At 68.9% G+C, this 15,698-nt stretch carries 15 protein-coding genes and 1 pseudogene; 8 read left to right on the top strand and 8 right to left on the bottom strand.

Features of this window, described 5'->3' with window-relative positions:
* Positions 1-49: 49 nt before the first annotated feature.
* The 3 genes from AB0F71_RS18675 to AB0F71_RS18665 are packed head-to-tail and all read left to right on the top strand — an operon-like array spanning position 50 to position 4,373.
* Positions 50-1,828, top strand: coding sequence for a hypothetical protein (locus AB0F71_RS18675; RefSeq protein WP_360235137.1), 1,779 nt, complete (start codon positions 50-52; stop codon positions 1,826-1,828).
* Positions 1,825-3,963 (top strand): integrase, encoded by a 2,139-nt coding sequence (locus tag AB0F71_RS18670; RefSeq protein ID WP_360235134.1) that lies wholly within the window; start codon positions 1,825-1,827, stop codon positions 3,961-3,963. The genes AB0F71_RS18675 and AB0F71_RS18670 overlap by 4 nt, the downstream gene beginning before the upstream one ends.
* On the top strand, positions 3,963-4,373 hold the full coding sequence (locus AB0F71_RS18665) for a hypothetical protein (RefSeq protein ID WP_360235131.1): 411 nt from the start codon (positions 3,963-3,965) through the stop codon (positions 4,371-4,373). The genes AB0F71_RS18670 and AB0F71_RS18665 overlap by 1 nt, the downstream gene beginning before the upstream one ends.
* Positions 4,374-4,380: 7 nt before the next feature.
* On the opposite strand, the gene AB0F71_RS18660 is transcribed toward AB0F71_RS18665, so the two are convergent.
* Entirely contained in the window at positions 4,381-4,617 is a 237-nt protein-coding gene (locus AB0F71_RS18660; RefSeq protein WP_360235128.1) for a hypothetical protein, read from the bottom strand.
* Positions 4,618-4,864: 247 nt separating this feature from the next.
* On the opposite strand from AB0F71_RS18660, the gene AB0F71_RS18655 reads away from it, so the two are divergent.
* A complete protein-coding gene (locus AB0F71_RS18655; protein ID WP_360235125.1) occupies positions 4,865-5,872 on the top strand; it encodes a hypothetical protein in 1,008 nt (335 codons plus the stop codon).
* A 165-nt stretch (positions 5,873-6,037) separates the two neighbouring features.
* Here AB0F71_RS18655 and AB0F71_RS18650 read toward each other — a convergent pair whose 3' ends face one another.
* The 6 genes from AB0F71_RS18650 to AB0F71_RS18625 form a co-directional block, all read right to left on the bottom strand.
* Positions 6,038-6,958, bottom strand: a complete 921-nt coding sequence (locus tag AB0F71_RS18650) for a hypothetical protein (RefSeq protein ID WP_360235122.1) — start codon at positions 6,956-6,958, stop codon at positions 6,038-6,040.
* A 596-nt stretch (positions 6,959-7,554) separates the two neighbouring features.
* Positions 7,555-7,677 (bottom strand): hypothetical protein, encoded by a 123-nt coding sequence (locus AB0F71_RS18645; RefSeq protein WP_360235119.1) that lies wholly within the window; start codon positions 7,675-7,677, stop codon positions 7,555-7,557.
* 897 nt (positions 7,678-8,574) lie between these two features.
* A complete protein-coding gene (locus AB0F71_RS18640; protein ID WP_360235116.1) occupies positions 8,575-8,742 on the bottom strand; it encodes a hypothetical protein in 168 nt (55 codons plus the stop codon).
* Between the two features lie 39 nt (positions 8,743-8,781).
* Positions 8,782-9,024 (bottom strand): hypothetical protein, encoded by a 243-nt coding sequence (locus tag AB0F71_RS18635; RefSeq protein ID WP_360235113.1) that lies wholly within the window; start codon positions 9,022-9,024, stop codon positions 8,782-8,784.
* A 183-nt stretch (positions 9,025-9,207) separates the two neighbouring features.
* The gene (locus AB0F71_RS18630; RefSeq protein WP_360235110.1) at positions 9,208-9,624 is read right to left on the bottom strand and encodes a hypothetical protein; all 417 of its coding nucleotides are present in this window, start codon (positions 9,622-9,624) and stop codon (positions 9,208-9,210) included.
* Positions 9,625-9,638: 14 nt separating this feature from the next.
* Positions 9,639-10,175: a DUF4240 domain-containing protein gene (locus AB0F71_RS18625; RefSeq protein WP_360235107.1), complete on the bottom strand. Its 537-nt coding sequence runs from the start codon at positions 10,173-10,175 to the stop codon at positions 9,639-9,641.
* 381 nt (positions 10,176-10,556) lie between these two features.
* On the opposite strand from AB0F71_RS18625, the pseudogene AB0F71_RS18620 reads away from it, so the two are divergent.
* From AB0F71_RS18620 to AB0F71_RS18610, 3 genes and pseudogenes are all read left to right on the top strand, one after another.
* Positions 10,557-10,895: pseudogene (locus AB0F71_RS18620) on the top strand (hypothetical protein); the annotation flags it as partial.
* 53 nt (positions 10,896-10,948) lie between these two features.
* Complete coding sequence (locus tag AB0F71_RS18615) at positions 10,949-11,668, top strand: class I SAM-dependent methyltransferase (protein WP_360235104.1); 720 nt, start codon at positions 10,949-10,951, stop codon at positions 11,666-11,668.
* A gap of 206 nt (positions 11,669-11,874) precedes the next feature.
* Positions 11,875-13,419 (top strand): SMI1/KNR4 family protein, encoded by a 1,545-nt coding sequence (locus tag AB0F71_RS18610; RefSeq protein ID WP_360235101.1) that lies wholly within the window; start codon positions 11,875-11,877, stop codon positions 13,417-13,419.
* A 241-nt stretch (positions 13,420-13,660) separates the two neighbouring features.
* Here the strand turns inward: AB0F71_RS18610 and AB0F71_RS18605 are convergent, their stop codons facing one another.
* Entirely contained in the window at positions 13,661-14,797 is a 1,137-nt protein-coding gene (locus AB0F71_RS18605) for a hypothetical protein (RefSeq protein ID WP_360235098.1), read from the bottom strand.
* A gap of 219 nt (positions 14,798-15,016) precedes the next feature.
* Between AB0F71_RS18605 and AB0F71_RS18600 the strand changes: the two genes are divergently transcribed.
* A complete protein-coding gene (locus AB0F71_RS18600) occupies positions 15,017-15,619 on the top strand; it encodes a L,D-transpeptidase (protein ID WP_360235095.1) in 603 nt (200 codons plus the stop codon).
* Positions 15,620-15,698 lie beyond the last annotated feature (79 nt).

Genomic DNA, 15,698 nt, shown 5'->3' with positions numbered 1-15,698 from the left:
GCCGTCCTGGCAGCCGCCGCAGCGTGGACTCCTGCCCGGGGACGGCGGGGTGCTGGTGCGCTTCCTCGAGGAGTCGGGCCGCCGGTCCAGGACGTATGACTTCTCGACGTTCAAGGTCGCGCCCGCCATGCAGCAGTGGCTGGCCCGGTCCTTCAGCCGGAGGGTCGGGACAGCCCGAACAGCAAGCAAGCGCCTCGGGACCGCCGAGGGACACTTCTACACCGCCAACGGCTTCGCCGACGTGCTTGCAGGTTGCGATCCGCAGCCCACATCGCCTGAGCAACTGACGGGACGACACATCCAGGCGTTCGTCGACCACCACGAAGGGCGGCACGGCCAGCACGACGCTGTGAAGCGCCTGCGTACGCTGCTTCGAGAGGACCCAGAGCTGCCTGACGCCGCCCGGCAGGCGCTGCTGAACGTGCGCGTCAAGGGGCCTGAGATCGAGCGGCCCGGCGCGTATCCGGCCAGGGACTGGCAGGCGATCACGACGGCCGCCCGCCGCGATGTCCGGCTTGCTCGGGAGAGGATCGAGTCGGGGCGCCGCCTGGTGGCCCGGTGGCGCGCCGGCGACCCGGCCCTGAGCCTGCACCAGGCGGAGGTCGGCTCGCTTCTCGATATTTTCGACCGCACCGGAGAGCTTCCTCGCACACCTTCTGGCGACCATACGAGGGCGGTAGCACGAGCGGGCGGCTTTCGTGTCCTGGCCGCTCGCCTGTGTCTGACGCGGTCGGAGGCGACGGCGTTCTGCCTGCTGCTGACTGGGTTGACCCAGGAGAACTTCGGCACGGTGGCGGCCTGGCCTGCCGCGCATTTCCGTCCCGGCGGGGCGCGTGAGGACGACGGAATCGTACTGATCGAGGAAGTCAAGCCGCGTTGCGGTCCCGAGCGGGAGCACATGATCGCCGCCGTTGAGGACCTGCCCGCCGATCTCGCGGACCTGTTCGCCGCGAGCGCCGAGGAACACCGCCTGATGCTCTCACCGTTGCGGCTCTACCAACTGCTGTTGTCGCTGAGCGAGTTGCCGCGCCGACACGGAGGGTCGTCGGCGGCGTTCGCCTCGCTGTACCTCGGCAGCGGCAAGACCGGATCGTTCTGGGGCTCGGGGACGGACGCCAGCGATGTCCTGGCGTGGGCACGATCTCACGGCTTTCCTGCTGCCAGGAACGCCGTGCCTGGCGGCCCGCCGGCCGTGGACGTGAAGAGGATCCGGCAGACGGCGCTGGAGCGACGGCGCCATCCTGTCGCGCACTCGCGGCGTACCCTCAACGACCTCTATCTCAAGGGCAGCCGCACCGTGCAGGCCGACAGCCGACGGGTCGTCGGCGCCGCCCTGCGCCAGGAGGTGGCCAAAGCCCGCGCCGTGCAGGCCGTCCCGGTCTTCACCGCGGACTTCGTCGCCCAGGCCCGCCAGGACCTGGCCGGGGCCGCCGCCCAGGTGGGGCTGGAGCCGCAGTCGCTCAAGGAACTCCTCGATGCCCAGCGTGACACTGCCACCGTCGGCTGCGTCGACCATCTCGCCAGTCCCGTCGCGGACCCCGGCCGGCCATGCCCGGCCTCGTTTCTGGACTGCCTGAGCTGCGAGAACGCCCGGGCCCTCCCGCATCAGCTCCCGATCCAGCTGGCCGTGCGCGACGGCATCCTCCAGCGCCGACCGAACCTCGACCCGGCGATCTGGCGCTCCCGTTTCCGTGATCCCCTGCAGCAGCTAGAGGACATCATCGACCACTACACCGACGCCGAGCGCGGCAGGGCCCGCGCGGACCTCACGGACGACCACCAGCACCTGGTCGACGATCTCCTCGACGGCCGATTGGACCTGCGATGACCACAGCCTCGCTCCTGCCGGTCGAGCAGCATGAGAGTCCGTGGCCGGCCGCGGACACGGTCGTCCTGCGCAACCGGCCTCTTCGCGCGGGAACCGACCCGGCCCTGCTCTCCCGCTTCGGCGATCCGCTCTGGCACATCAAACCCGCGCACCCCGACGCGCACGTCAACATCGCCGCTCTGTCCTGGGTCCGCTATCCGAACTCCCTCCAACTCCCGTTCAAGACCTTCTTCCTGGCCGCACTCGACCACCCCTACCCCGGGGATCCAACCTTGCAGCGCGGCGGTGAGCGCGCGGGCGTCGCCACCTTCCGCTACTGGTTCATGGATCTGGAGATCTTCGCGAAGTGGCTCGACGGCCACGAGATCACACGCCTGTGCGATGTCACTGCGCGGGACCTGGAGTCCTATCGCGCGCATGTCCTTGGCCTCGCACGCAAAGAGGGCCGGAAGATCGACATGCTGGCCGCAGTCCGCACGTTGTGGCTCTACGGCCCGCACCTGCCCGAGGAAGGACGCCTGGCCACTGGCTATCCGTGGCCGGAAGCGTCCGACGATGATCCGAAGCGCCAGGCCGAAGGCCGGGACAACAAGACGCCCCGGATTGCCCCGGAGACCATGACTGCCCTGTTGGCCTGGGCCTTGCACGTCGTGGAGTCAGTGGGCCCGGACGTCCGCGACGCCTGGGTGACCCACCAGCAGATCAACGCGGGCGTTCACCCCTCCCAGGCCGAGTACCGCGGGCGGACCGCCGACCGCTTGCTGCAGTACCTCGAGCAGTGCCGCCGCACCGGCGAGTCCCTTCCGGGCCTCCGACACAACGACGGCACGGTGACAGTCAACTGCCACGCCATCAAGCGCATGATCCGCACGCCCGAACTCAAGGTTCGTGTGGGCATCACCCCGAACCAGAAGCGGATGCTGATCGACTCAGGACTGCCGATCGCACAGGACACCTACGTCGGGCAGATAGCCGGGCTGATCGACGGCCGGCCCTGGCGCGAGACGCCCATCACCCTCACAGAGCTGCGGACGCTGGTCCGCATGGTCGCGGCGGCCTGTTTCGTGGTGATCTGCTACCTCAGCGGCGCTCGCCCGGGCGAGGTGCTCAACCTGCGGCCCGGCTGCCGGGACGTCGATGAAGAGACCGGAGAGCTGTTGATCGTCGGCCGCCGGGGCAAGGGCTTCGACCGCGCCTCACTGCTACCCGAGGAGGCGACGGAGGACCAGCGTCCATGGGTGGTGGTCGCCCCCGTCCACGCCGCAATCGCCCTGCTGGAGAGCCTCGGCGACTACCCGTTCCTTTTTCCTGCCAGCTTCACGAACGCGCACGCCGCACGCCCGAACGAGTTCAACGCCCGCCAGGGCTGGTCGATCAACAACGACCTGGAGGAATTCCCGGCCTGGGTGAACGCGACTTTCCACCGCCCCGGCAAAGCCCTACCGATCCCACCGGATCCGACCAAACACCTCCATGCCAGCCGGTTCCGCCGCACACTGGCGTACTTCATCGTCCGCCGGCCACGCGGCCTGGTGGCAGCTGCCCTGCAGTACGCCCATGTCCACACCAAAGTGACCTTGAGCTACGCAGGGCACTCCGACACGACGTGGATGGACGACATCCACATCGAGACCCTGGAGATGGTGCTGGAACAGAACGAGCAGGACGCGCGCCTGCTCGATGAGGGCGAGCACGTGTCCGGGCCCTCGGCCGACGAGTATCGGCACCGAGTACGAGCTCGTGCCCGCTTCGCCGGACGCGTGGTCACTGCCGGAAAGAGCGTGGAGCGACTCCTGGACCAGGCAAACCCGAACATCCACCACGGCGAGGGTATGACCTGCGTGTGGCGACGCGAGACCGCGGCCTGCCGCCAGGCCCGGCTCGAGGCCGGCCTGCCCGCAGAGGACGGTCCCCACGAGTCGGAATGCCGCTCGGCCTGCACCAACCTGGCCTACACCGACCGCAGCATCGTCGAGCAGCGACTGCGGTTCGAGCGGTGGGAGGCCACGGCCGCGGACCGGCTGACACCGCGCCCTCTGCGCGACCGTGCAGCAGCGCTGGCCGCCGGCAGCCGCGCCATCATCGACGCGCACGAGCGTACGACCGTTTCCAACAACCAGACGCAGGAGCAGTGATGGGACGCCGACCACGCGACCAGGACGCCGATCGGGCTGCTATCCGCGCGGCTGCCGAGCGCCTCCTGGCTGGCACACCCCTACGCTCGTCGTCCGGAAAACTCACGGCATCCGAGCTGATCACCGAGAGCGGTCTTCGACGCGACATCGTCTATGGCCACACCGACCTCGTCCAGGATTTCCAGGCCCGAGTCAAGGCCCAGGACTCCACCCCGACCGCGATGCAGGAACTCGTCCACGCCAACCGCGCTCTCAAGGCAGAGACAGCGGAGCTGAGGACCGAACTTGCCGAGGAACGCTCGAGAACCAAGGTGATGCGCCGGATCATCGCCGAGCTGTCACTCGAACTCGAACAAGCAAAAACCGAACTCGGTTCAGCCTCAGGGGTCACCCGTCTACCGATCCGATAGTGAGTTGTCAGGTGAGCTGGATGCGGTCAGTGGTCTGCAGGCCGGGCGCCGCCGTGTGTCTCAACGACGACTTCACCGCCACCGACCATCCGACTTTGCTTGTCGAAGCTGACCCACATCCCGAGCACGTTATGGCCACGAATCTACGGTGCTCAGCGGCGATGCGCCGCAACTGGCTGTTGTCCAGCACGCTGCTGTTGCCCTGCCCGTTGCGTGCTTCGGTTTGTGACTTCTCGTCATGCACTGATCCAGCGTATCGGTCGCGGTCCGTTTCGGGTCTCGCGTCCGGTGATCTCAGGCGGTGGAGGTGGCAGAGTCACTATTTGTAATCACGGCTATCACAAATGTGAGGAATGGGTGGGGCGGGGTAGGTCTGTTGATTGCCTGTTCGGGTATCGAGAACTCGATGCGATCGCTCGTGTGGCAGGAGTACCCTGGGGCGGGTTGCCGTGGAGTGGCCAGACCTCCGGCATGATCCCTAAGGACGTCAGATGAGTGAGTCCAGCACGTTTCCCGCGCTCGGGAGCTGGATGGCCAGCGCTCCTGGCAACCATCCTCTGCGGGAACTGTTCGATTCGGCCGAGGAGAGCGATCACCCGACCAGCTATCGACGGACCATCCTGCAGGCGTTCGACGACATCATCCGGATACTGGAGGAAGCTCAGCCGCAGCGGCTCAGTGGGCCGAAGGGTGACTTCCTCAAGGCCAAGACGGACGACGATCTGTTGATCGTCCGCGCCGAGCTTGTCGCTGGTGCGAAGCTTGCCGTTGCTGGAGTCGGCTTCGACTTCGGCCCTCGCAAGGGAACTCCGGAGCCGGACCTGATCCTCAGGGAGGCGAATCTGGGGGTTGAGGTGAAGGCTCGTCGACTCAACGGGCTCAAGGACCTGGAGCAGAAGCTGGCGGCCGCCCTGGCCCAGGTGGGGGCCGAGGTGACCGTTTATCTCGCCTGCCGCGAGCGGCCTCTCGTGGTCAAGGCCGACGTTATCGAGAATATCGTCACGAACACGCTCGACCGAGTCCGGGACAGCGCGTGGGGGACGGAGCTGTTCCAGCTGGAACAGCCGTGGGCGGCGACCAAACAGTTGGCCCTCGCTGTCCGCGTGTTCGACCAGGCCATCCCTCTGATGCCTGGACCGCATGTCGTCGTCGAGGACGGCTTTGAGTTGTCCGGGCATCTTCAAGACGTCGAGTCCGAGGTCCTGGCGGTGCTGGCCGACCCGCAGAAGATCAAGCAGGCCGAGGCCAGGCCGACCATCCTCCTCATCGACGCTGCTCGCACGGGTCTGTCGTGGATGAGGTCGCCGGGGAGCTGGGCGCGTCGTCTGGCCGATCTGCTTCCGGACTCCACTCCCTTCGTGGGTATCGGCGTGATGATCCCAACGCTGGACAAGGCGGACGCGCCGATCTCCCTCGCCCTGCGCGGGAACGCTGCGGCGGAAGATCTGGACGCCGCGAAGAAGCTTGCGGCCGACCTCGGGCTGGAGTTGACTGATTAGGCGATTTGCGGCGCTGCCCGGGACGGCACGGGTCACCTCGGGCAGCGTCGGCTTGGTGTCATGATCGGGGATGAGCTCGGTTGGGAAGTGCGACCGTGTCACGAACCCGGTTGACTCGATCTGCGTCCAGGCGGTGGCGGCCTCCGGCTGAGTCCGAGCAACACCTCATCGGTCTCTGTAGCCGTCTGCGTCTGTCGGCGGTTCAGCCCCGACGTAGTTGTAGAGGTCGTCCTCCAAGAACCTGATCTGGCTCAGGTCGCCCAAGTGGATGAGAAGGTTGCTGCCCACCTCAAGCTCGCACGCCGCGCAGTGAAACCCATAGGGTTCGAGGTAAAGCTCCCTTGGGGCGTCGCCGATGCGGTCGGGAGTGTGGACGACTCCCACCTCGCCGGCCAGCCATCCCTGAGAAGCGCAGGCCGGACATTCCGTAGGTACTTCTCGGCTCGCTGTGATCATCGGCTGACTGGTGATTGCGGCCAGGACCACATCACGCTCTTTACGTGACAGGTGCCCGAAGCGCTGTTCGAACATTGCGCGAGCTTTGACCAGTAGGGCTTCCGCTGCGACTCGTTCCTGCCGCACCTGTTCATCGACCAGTTTGTCGTGCAGGACGAGGTATGGACCCCAGTAGCCAGTTGGTTCGATTTTCAGTTCTTCGAGAACCGGGTCGACCAGGCGCAGGCAGATCGTGAAGACGGCTTCAGCTTGCGTCGCGTCGTGTATCGCGCTGTGGGCGACTCCGTTGCGGGCGTCCGCCAGAGGCTCCAGGGCCTTCCTGTCGATCGGGAGCTTCCGGGGCAGGAGCTTGAGCGCCCGCTCATGGGCTTCAGCGAGGCCGATGGTCCTGACCTTGGTCAGTGGAACTGCGTGGGATCCCAGGCCCGTGGCATGCAGCAACGAGTCGAAGTGACGACCGTCGACGATCAGTGCTGGATGAAGCCCAGCGAGGTATGCCTTGAGCAGGTGCTCTGTCGCGATACCAGCGTGGTGGACGGCGAAGTCGTAGCTCTCGGGGCCCTCGACAAAGGCCGCAAGGGCGGCACTCATCCATCGCTGGGATGAACGTTTCAATTGCTCTGCATCCATGGTCGAGACGATAGGACCGCTGGACCGTCAACCGCTTGGAGTTTCACCAGCATCCGCTGTGGCCCGGCGAAGCTTGGGGTGGGGTGGTCTCGGAGTTCCGTGGCGTACCGGCCCAGCAGCCTCCCGAATGGGCCAGGCAGTGGTCGTTTCGGCGCTAATCCCCACCGGTCCGTGAGGACCGCCGCCGGCAGCTGGGGGAGGCCCATCAGGGCGGATGTCCAGCCCGAACTGGAGTAGATGCCCGGCTACTTGAGGCGTTCCTTAAGCGGTGGCTGCTGAGGTGCTGGCCTGCATAGCCACCGGGGAAGGTTCAGCGAGTCGGACGAGGCTCCGGTCGTGACGTGGCTGCGGATCAGGCAGCAGCGGGGGTATCGCCCAGTAGTAGCCAGGTCCCGCGGTCCCTTGACGGTCACCGCCGTGGCCGGAAGCTGGGAGGAGCCGGTCCCGCGCTGACCAGAGCCCTGGCAGTACATTGCCCCAGCATCAGGGCGTCACTCGAAGTGGTGATGCTCATGCCATGTCTCGATCTTCTCGACGCGTCGCCGGATAGGTTGGAGATGCAAAGCCGACAACTTGAATCCCGACACATAGCTTGCCTAGTGAACGGCCGGGGTGTGCCAGTGGCCGGAGGCGAACGTGGTGTTGGCGCGCTGTCCGAGCAGCACCCGGCCGTTCTCGATCAGAACCAGGTGGACTCCGACGACCAGGGTGTGCGGCACGGGATGTTTCCTTCCGGGGGCGGGAGGTTCCGGCCCGGAGCGCGCGGCCGGTTCAGGGCATGGCGAGATCGTGATCGAGCTGGTGATCGTTTGTCGCAGGTAAGTGCTCGAGCAGGTGTCCCACTGTAGGCGGCCGGATCAGGCGGCGTCGGCGTGTCGCGACAGATGCCACACGATCCGGTGAACGGTCCCAATCCGTCATATTGGCAAGGTGATTGCTGGTCGAACAAGGCAGTCTTCTACGGGACGTCGACAATCACGCCATGCTCGGCGGGAGGCGGGTGCTCGCGTCTCCACCAGGTCGGTGATCCATCCGGTCACCCCTGCGGGGAGGACCGGTCGCGCTGGCAGCGCTCATTCGGCAGAAGGCCAGGCCGACCGCGGCGGTAGCCGGCGAGCCGCACCTGACGGAGCCGCCAGGCGTCGGCATCGGCCTCCGTGCCGAGGAGGAGGGGGCGGCCGTTCTCCAGGGTGACCCCGCCCGTGTGGCGGTCCCGGATGAGCCACGGCTTCGCGCCCCCCGCGCCACTGCGGGGGCGTGCGCTGCAGCTTGGGGATTGCCTGCTGCACCCGGCTATCCGCCCGCCGGGGTCCCGCCAGCAGATAGTCCGGCGTGGTCTGGAGTGCCTGCGCGAGGGCGTCGAGCACGGCGTCTGAGGTCCGGCGCTCACCACCCCGGTCTTGCGGACCATGCTGAGGTTCACGCTGGCCGCCTCACACACCTCACGACGCGTCAAGCCAGCGGTGTGCCGGGCTGTTTCGACCCGCCGACCGGGCGCGGCAGCGGTGGTTCCGGGCATAGTGCGGCCCCGCTCCGTGGTCGCACTCGGAACGGTACTGGTGTCTGCGGGAGCTGAGCGGATTCGCCCCGGCGGCCATGCCGCCGGGGCGTTCCGGTTACAGGCCGGCCAGCAGCTCAGCCCGCTTGATCAGCGATTCGACCGTCCAGTCTGCGTGCGCCGCGCTGGCCGTGAGGCCGATCGGACCGCGGCGGAGGTGCGCGGCTCTCAGGCCCGCTGCCTTGGCTGGCCCGATGTCGTTCGCCGGGTGATCGCCGACGTACACGATCTCGTGAGGCTCGCCGGGGCCGAGGCCATCACCCGCTCAAAGAAGCCCGGTTCGGCTTGGACACCCCCACTCGCCGGACGTGGCGATCGCATCGGCCGGCAGGTCGAGGCCGAGCCGCAACTCGGTCACCGCCGCGTTCGGGTCGGTGCCAGCCGTCGGCGGCAGCAGGATGGCGGCGGCCCGTGGGATGCCGATCTGCGGGGCGGCGATGCCCATGCCCTTGGCGAAGGCGTGGACGCGGCCGATCCGGTCGATCGCGCCGAACAGCTCGTCGGTCACGATCTGAGCAGCCTCTGCCTCAGCCGGCAGGTCGAGCGGCTCGGCTGCCCGGTGGAGGATGGGGGGCCTGCTGAATCACGCTGAGGGACTGCATCTGTCGGCTGGGCCGCACGAGGGTCACCTGATCTCCTTGGTCTGCTGCGGGGTGGAGCGCGAAGGGGGTGGCGTCCGCCGGCATTGAGATCACGCGAGGCTATGCTCTCGTCCCCGCTCAGCCCCCATGTTCAGGAGCACGTCGCGGTGCTGCCATGCCAGCTGAAGGAGCGCTGCTCCAGCCGTGAACGGAATCCCCACCGCGTGCCCGGTGCCGTCTTCCAGCTGTACTCGGTGGCCTTCCTCGTTGGTGGAGGCGATCCGCGCGAAGGTCTCGTCGAACAGCTCGGCGTCGAACACCGCGACGGTCAGCATGTCGGTGACGAGCGTGAGCGGGTCCATGCCCAACCCCAGCCAGTACACCCGGAGCGTTCCGGCCGCTCGGGCCGCGCTCAGGGCCTGGTTGAACGGCCAGGCGTAGTAGTCAATGGGGCGGATGCCACTGCCGTAGTCCTCGCTGCTGCCGAGCAGTTCCTCGCTGAGCTCGCGGACGATGGCCCGCCACAAGTCGAAGTGAGCCGCTAGCCCGAGTACAACGCTGCGAGGCGCGGCAGGCGTCGTCTCAGTTGGTCGCCGTCGCCGAAGTCGAAGCCCCAATCCGGGTCCAGAGCCGGGTACCGGATGGTGAAGGCGTCACCGGGGAGTTCCTCGCCGGTGGCTTCATGGTGAGCGTCCCAGGCGATGCTCAGGGCTTTTTCGCACTCGATGTCGATCCCATCGGCGGCGAACGCGCGTACAGCTGGGAGCCCGGCGAGCCTGTCGGGATCGGCGATCACGCTTTCGAAGGCTGCACGCCCCTGCGTGATCAGCCAGCCGCGGAAGTAGTCGAATCCGTCGTCGGAGCAACCGCCGTTGATCATGTAGGCGGCGCCCCAGAGCGGGCCTCTGTATGAATCGGCCATCAAGTCCCACAGGACCTGCTGAGCGGCGACGATCTCCCCGGTTGGGCGAAGCGCAAGCAGTGCGGCGGCCTGTCGGGCGACGGCGTCGCCGTCGTCCGGAGCCGGCACCTGCGAGCGAGCTTCTTCGATCAGCTTCCAGAACTGCTGGGTGTCCATGGCGGCTGAGGATGTCACTGGACTCTGACAGAGCGGCCCAGGGGCCGCTGGGATCCCAGCGGATGTGGGCTGGGCAATGGGCGTCGCCTCGGGCAAGGACGATCGTTGAACCGTTCGCCAGGACTGTCATGCAGTCTCCTTGTCCGCTCTCTGGGCTGGGCTGGCTGTCTGGCAGATTTGCTTCTCCAAGCGCCAGAGGTGGTTGGCTGTTTGGCTGTCTGCCGCACCTGGCATTCCCTACGATGTCCGCGGTTGGCGAGAGTAGAGATCCCGCCCAGTCGGATCGACTGAGCGGGACTTCGTGACCACCTACGAGCCAGACTCGTAAACAGTCGACAGCTGGTCGACGACCCAGTCGAGGCCGCCTTCCCCAGAGCGCACGAAACTCAGTTGAAGCAGCGGTGTCCCGCTCACGCAGACCTGAACCGGGCGAACGTCACCGGTCCCGATGCGTTCTGCGTGTTCGACTGGGAGGACTGGGGAATGGCGCCACGCAAACTCGACTCGGCGTCGCTGTACGCCGCCTCCCTCGCCGTACCGGCGCTCGCGGACCGGGTACGCAGGGAGCGCCGGGCAGACCTTGAGAGCCGCGACGGGATGGTGGTGCAGCTGTTCGTGCTGGCGGAGATCGCCGGCCCACACGCAGGTCCGAACGACCCACGAGTGGGGCCGGCGCACCGGGAGGCCGCGCGGCTGATCTTCGCTCTTCAAGGGGACTGAACCGTCACCCTGCCCGCAAGGCGCCAACATCGACGAATAGGGAAGGAGTCCGCATGGACCCCACCACGCGCCGTCCGGCCGGCCAGGACGCCGAGGACATCGCGAGCGCGAAGGAGCGAGGCTGGAGCGATCTGGCACCCATCGACGACGCGTACCAGGCGGGCGAGATCACGGCCGCCGAGTGGCACGCCGCCGTCCTGGACGTCATCGAACCGGCCTACCTCCACGGCGACAACCCGCGGGCCCAGTCCGGCCACAGTGGCGACGAGACCCGCTGGCGAGAAGCCCGCGGCCTGCTCGTCGACCTGCTCCCGCCGCAAGGTGGAACGTTCCTCGACATCGGATGCGCCAACGGTCACCTGATGGAGAGCCTGACCGACTGGGCTGCTGAAGCAGGGATCACCATCGAGCCCTACGGGGTGGAGATCTCCACCGCCCTTGCCGACCTCGCTCGATCCCGCTGCCCGCAGTGGGCGCGTCGGATCTGGACCGCCAACGCGATGGGCTGGAATCCTCCACACCGCTTCGACGCCGCCCGCACCGGCGTGGACTACGTGCCGGCCGACCTGCGTGGAGCGTACGTAGCCCATCTGCTGGACCATGTCGTTGCCCCGGGCGGCCGATTGATCATCGGCGTCTACAACGAGGAACGAGACCAAGCCACAACGGCGGACCTGTTGCGGTCATGCGGCTATACCCCGGCCGGTACCACCACGAGAGACCACCGACATCCCAAGATCCAGTACAAGGGCCTGTGGCTGGACAATGCTTGAGTAAGCGCTTCGCCACCGGCACGGGGCACGCGGCTCCCCGGTGTCCTGATAAGCAGGCGCCTTTCTCAGCAGGTCGGATCAGGGCCTTCAGGGCAGTGCCGCGGGTGATCGCAGGGGGCATACGGCTGGCCGGGCGCCTCCCTCCGGCCGCTCTGTCGTAGCCCGCTGAAATGATCGCCCGAACAGTGCGGGCGAAAGGGGCGGGCATGGACCAGACGGTGGAACAGGCGGCGCGACAGATCACGGCGGAGGTCGTCGCGCAGGCGCCGGAGGGCTGGACGAAGTGCGTGCTACGAGGGCACGGGAGCCGAGGGGGCGTCGGCCTGTCCGGCGGCGGGTACGTGGTGCCAAGCCATCCGCACTCCTTCTTCCGGACGCCGTTCCCACACCAGAGCCTCGCCGCGTTGGCGTCCCGGTTCCGGGAGAGCCACGGCTGGGAGGGCATCGCCCTCGAGATCGTCTGCCGCCCGGCCGGTGCCTTCGAGCTGGCGGTCTTCCGAGACGGGCTGCGGCCCGGGGGCGGCCCCGAGGACGGCTGGACGTTGACTCTCGACCCCGGCTTCGAACCGTCCGAACCAGGCGCAGCCGACAGCGCACAGCAGTCCGTGCCGCGCCCAGCCGGAGACCCGGCAGAGGCGGTCGAGCGGCTGCGGGCCGTACTCCGGCAACACGCTGAACGCTCCGGCGCAGAACCGGAGATGCCGGCGCCCGTCACTGCGGAGCAGCTCGCCGCCGCCGAGCGCCGCCTCGGCCGACCGCTGCCGGCGGACCTGCGGGCGCTCTACCTGGAAGCCGACGGAGACGGCGACAGCGAGGCGCTGGCCGGGTACGGCTGGCTGCCGCTCGACGCAGCTCTGGCCCGGCGGGACGACTACATCGGCATCCCGACCTGGTTCGGCTGGCAGCTCGGCTGGAACCAGGTGATCCTCGACGCCGACCCGCCGAACACCGTGCGCCGTTGCTCCGGGCATCCGGGCTGGCTCCCGTTCGCCACCGGGTTCGACGGCAACTTCTTCGCCGTGGACCTCGCACCGGCCGCAGCCGGCCGCCCCGGCCAGGTGATCGAAGTCGGCCGCGACTTCAACGACGGCCCCCGCTACGTCGCCTCCTCCGTCACCGCCTGGCTCGGCCAGGCCCTGGACCTGCCAGATCCGCACGCCCCGCAGCAGTGCGCGAAGGGCCCGCGCACGCTGGTGGTCTCAGCCCTGGACGAACGACTCGCGCCCGGCGTCCAGGCGATCCACCTCAACGACGCCCCGTCACCCGTCGACCTCGCCCCGCTATCCGCCACCCCGCACCTGCGGCGCCTGCACCTCAACCGCTGCGCCACCACCGACCTGTCCCCCCTAGCAGCACTCCCCATCGAGGACCTGGCCATCGACCTCGCCCCCGAGGGCGACCTCACCCCGCTCGCGGACCACCCCCGCCTTGCCGCACTCGCCATCGGCTCCCAGGCCCCGCTCGACCTCGCCCCGCTGCGTACCCTCCCCGCGCTACGCTCCCTCGACCTGTCCCGTTGTCCCACCTCGGACGTGGCGTCGCTGGCCGACCTTCCAGGCCTGCGCTACCTCGCCCTCTCCGCGGCCCAATGGGCAGCACTGAGCGCCGCCGGCCGCCTCCCCGCCCACCTAGCGGCCGCTCGCCTGGCCGGAGCCCCGCCCCTCACCGCTGCCCTCGACCTGCTTGCTGCCCTCGGTGTCGACACCTCCACCGCATACCGCCTCTCCGGCACCATCGAGGAGGCCGGCTGACCCCCGCAGGTGCGGGGAGGACCCCTTTGCGACCTGGGGCGATGCGGCGGCTCTGCCACCTCCTTGCAAGGCTTGGCGCGTTGTCGTCCAGGGGGCTCAACGTGGCGTTGGACCCTGGTAGCCGCGTGGGTGAAGCGGTCACCGTTCGTTCGGTGCGGGTGCAGGAAAGCAAGGCGCAGGACACCCGAGCCGGCCACGGCGGGAGAGCAGCCCGGTGGAGCGAGGTCGGGGCCGACGGGGTTCAGGCCTCGTCGGCCCAGATCGCTGTGCGGCCGTCGGGCTGGATGTGGACGGTCATCGACATCTCGCGGTAGAGGGAGGCCGCGTCCAGCAGGCCGACCTCGGCGCGGGCCTGGAAGGCGGTGGCGGGGAGCAGGGGCTGGACGCACTGCTCCGCGGGGCTCAGGAGTGACTGGCCGGGGGCCACGACGACCCGCACGCCGGTGCCCCAGGGGCCGGGGCACGGGTGGCTGGCGCGGGTGCGGACCCAGCCGACCTTGGCCTGCACCGTCACCGCCTCGGGGCCGGTGTTGGTCAGGTGGACCGCGAAGCTCAGGCCGGACTCGTCCACCCGGGTGCACGCCGTCCAGGCGAGGCCCTCGATGTAGCGGATCCGTCCGCACCGGTGGTTGCCGCCGATCTCGGTGCGGGCCCCGGCGGCCGGGGAGAGCAGTGGCAGGTCCGCACGCTCCGGGGCGGCGGTCGGCGGTTCGCCCGCACCGCTCGCGCCCGGCGGTGGCGGCGGCACGGGAGCGGCCTGGTCCGTGCCCGCGCCGCTGCGCCCCGTGAGCAGGACCAGCGGCAGGACGGCGGCCGCGACCATGACGGCCGCCGCCACGGGCAGCCATCGGCGCACGGTCGTACGGGGGAGGCGCGCGGCCCCGGTGCGCGCCGCTGTGTCAACGTCCTCGAACGCGCCGTCGGCGTGTCCTGCGGAGTGGAGCCGGCCGTCGCCGTCCGTCCCGTCACAGGCGGGTGGCACCGCGTCGCCGAGGTGGGTGACCACCTTCCGCCGCCACCCGGCGCCGCCGAGCTCCCGCAGCCGTGACCGCAGCAGGTCCACCGCCTCGCCGTGCCCGATGAGGAGTTCGGCCGACGCGGCGGCGTCCGGGCGCAGCGCCTGGGCGAGTGCGGCGGTGTCGGTCGGTGAGGGCACCCGGTTGGCCTTTCCGGCGAGGAGCTGGCGGTGTCCTTTCAGCCAGTAGGAGAGCAGTGGTTCGTCGATCCGGTGTCCCGCCAGTCGCAGCCGCCGGACGAGGACTTTGCGGGAGGGCCGCCGGGCGCCGTCGGTGGCGTCCGCCAGGCACCGGGCCCAGTCGTCCAGTGCCCGGGCGAACGCGCCCGCAGTCTCCTCGAATGCCTTCCCGCGCTGGTCCACAGGCGTCCTCCCGGGTGGTCCGATCTGCACCGCGAGGCGCTCAGGAGCAGGTCAGCGCAGTGCAAGACAGAGTGCAAGTTCCACTGTTCCGCACTTGATGGACGGCCAACCCCGCCGACCGGCAGGCTCGGTGACGTCGCCGGAACCCGGTCCTGAGGCTCACGGCCCATGGCCCACGGCGGCCCTCCACCCCGGCAACAGACAGGACAGGAGCAGGACATGCGCACGACCCGCTCGCACTCCCACCGCACCACCTCCCGGCGGTCCCCCCTCACCACGCTGCTGGTCGCCGCCGGCCTGACGGCCGCGCTCACGGTCGGCACCGCGCCCACGGCCCTGGCGTCGCAGGCGGCGGACGACGGCGTCCGGCTGGCCTTCGTGAAGAACCACGAGCACCCCGACCGCTCCACCCTCTCGCTGCGCGTCGACGGCCGGACCGTCGCCTCCTACCGGGCCGGGTCCGGCCTGGGTGCGAGCGCCGAGGGCCGGGACAGCTGCCGGACCGGCAAGGGCTGGCTGCCCGACGGCACCTACCGGATCGAGGGGCACGAGACCCACCGGGACCGCGTCATCAAGGGCTTCGCCATCGCCCTCTCCGACAAGAAGTGCTCCGACGGCACCCTGCGGTCGGACCTGTTCATCCACAGCGAGATGAAGGCGGACGGCAGCCAGGGCACCGCCAAGGAGCCCGAGTCCACGCGCTGGGACGGCGACCAGGACTACCGCTCGTACGGCTGCATCAAGCTGCACCCGGACCACATCAAGGCGCTGTTCGCCAAGATCGGCGACCGCTGGCCCACCACCCTGGAGGTCAGCGGCTGACCCCACCGGTGGGCGCGCGCCCGTGCGCCGCACGAGTCCGATCCGACTCGTGAAGGGACACGGGGATCCCGCTCGGCCG

The sequence above is a fragment of the Kitasatospora sp. NPDC028055 genome (assembly GCF_040637885.1).
GTDB lineage: Bacteria > Actinomycetota > Actinomycetes > Streptomycetales > Streptomycetaceae > Kitasatospora.
The sequence above is the reverse complement of the archived record's forward strand: the minus strand, read 5'-3'. Positions and strand labels throughout refer to the sequence as shown.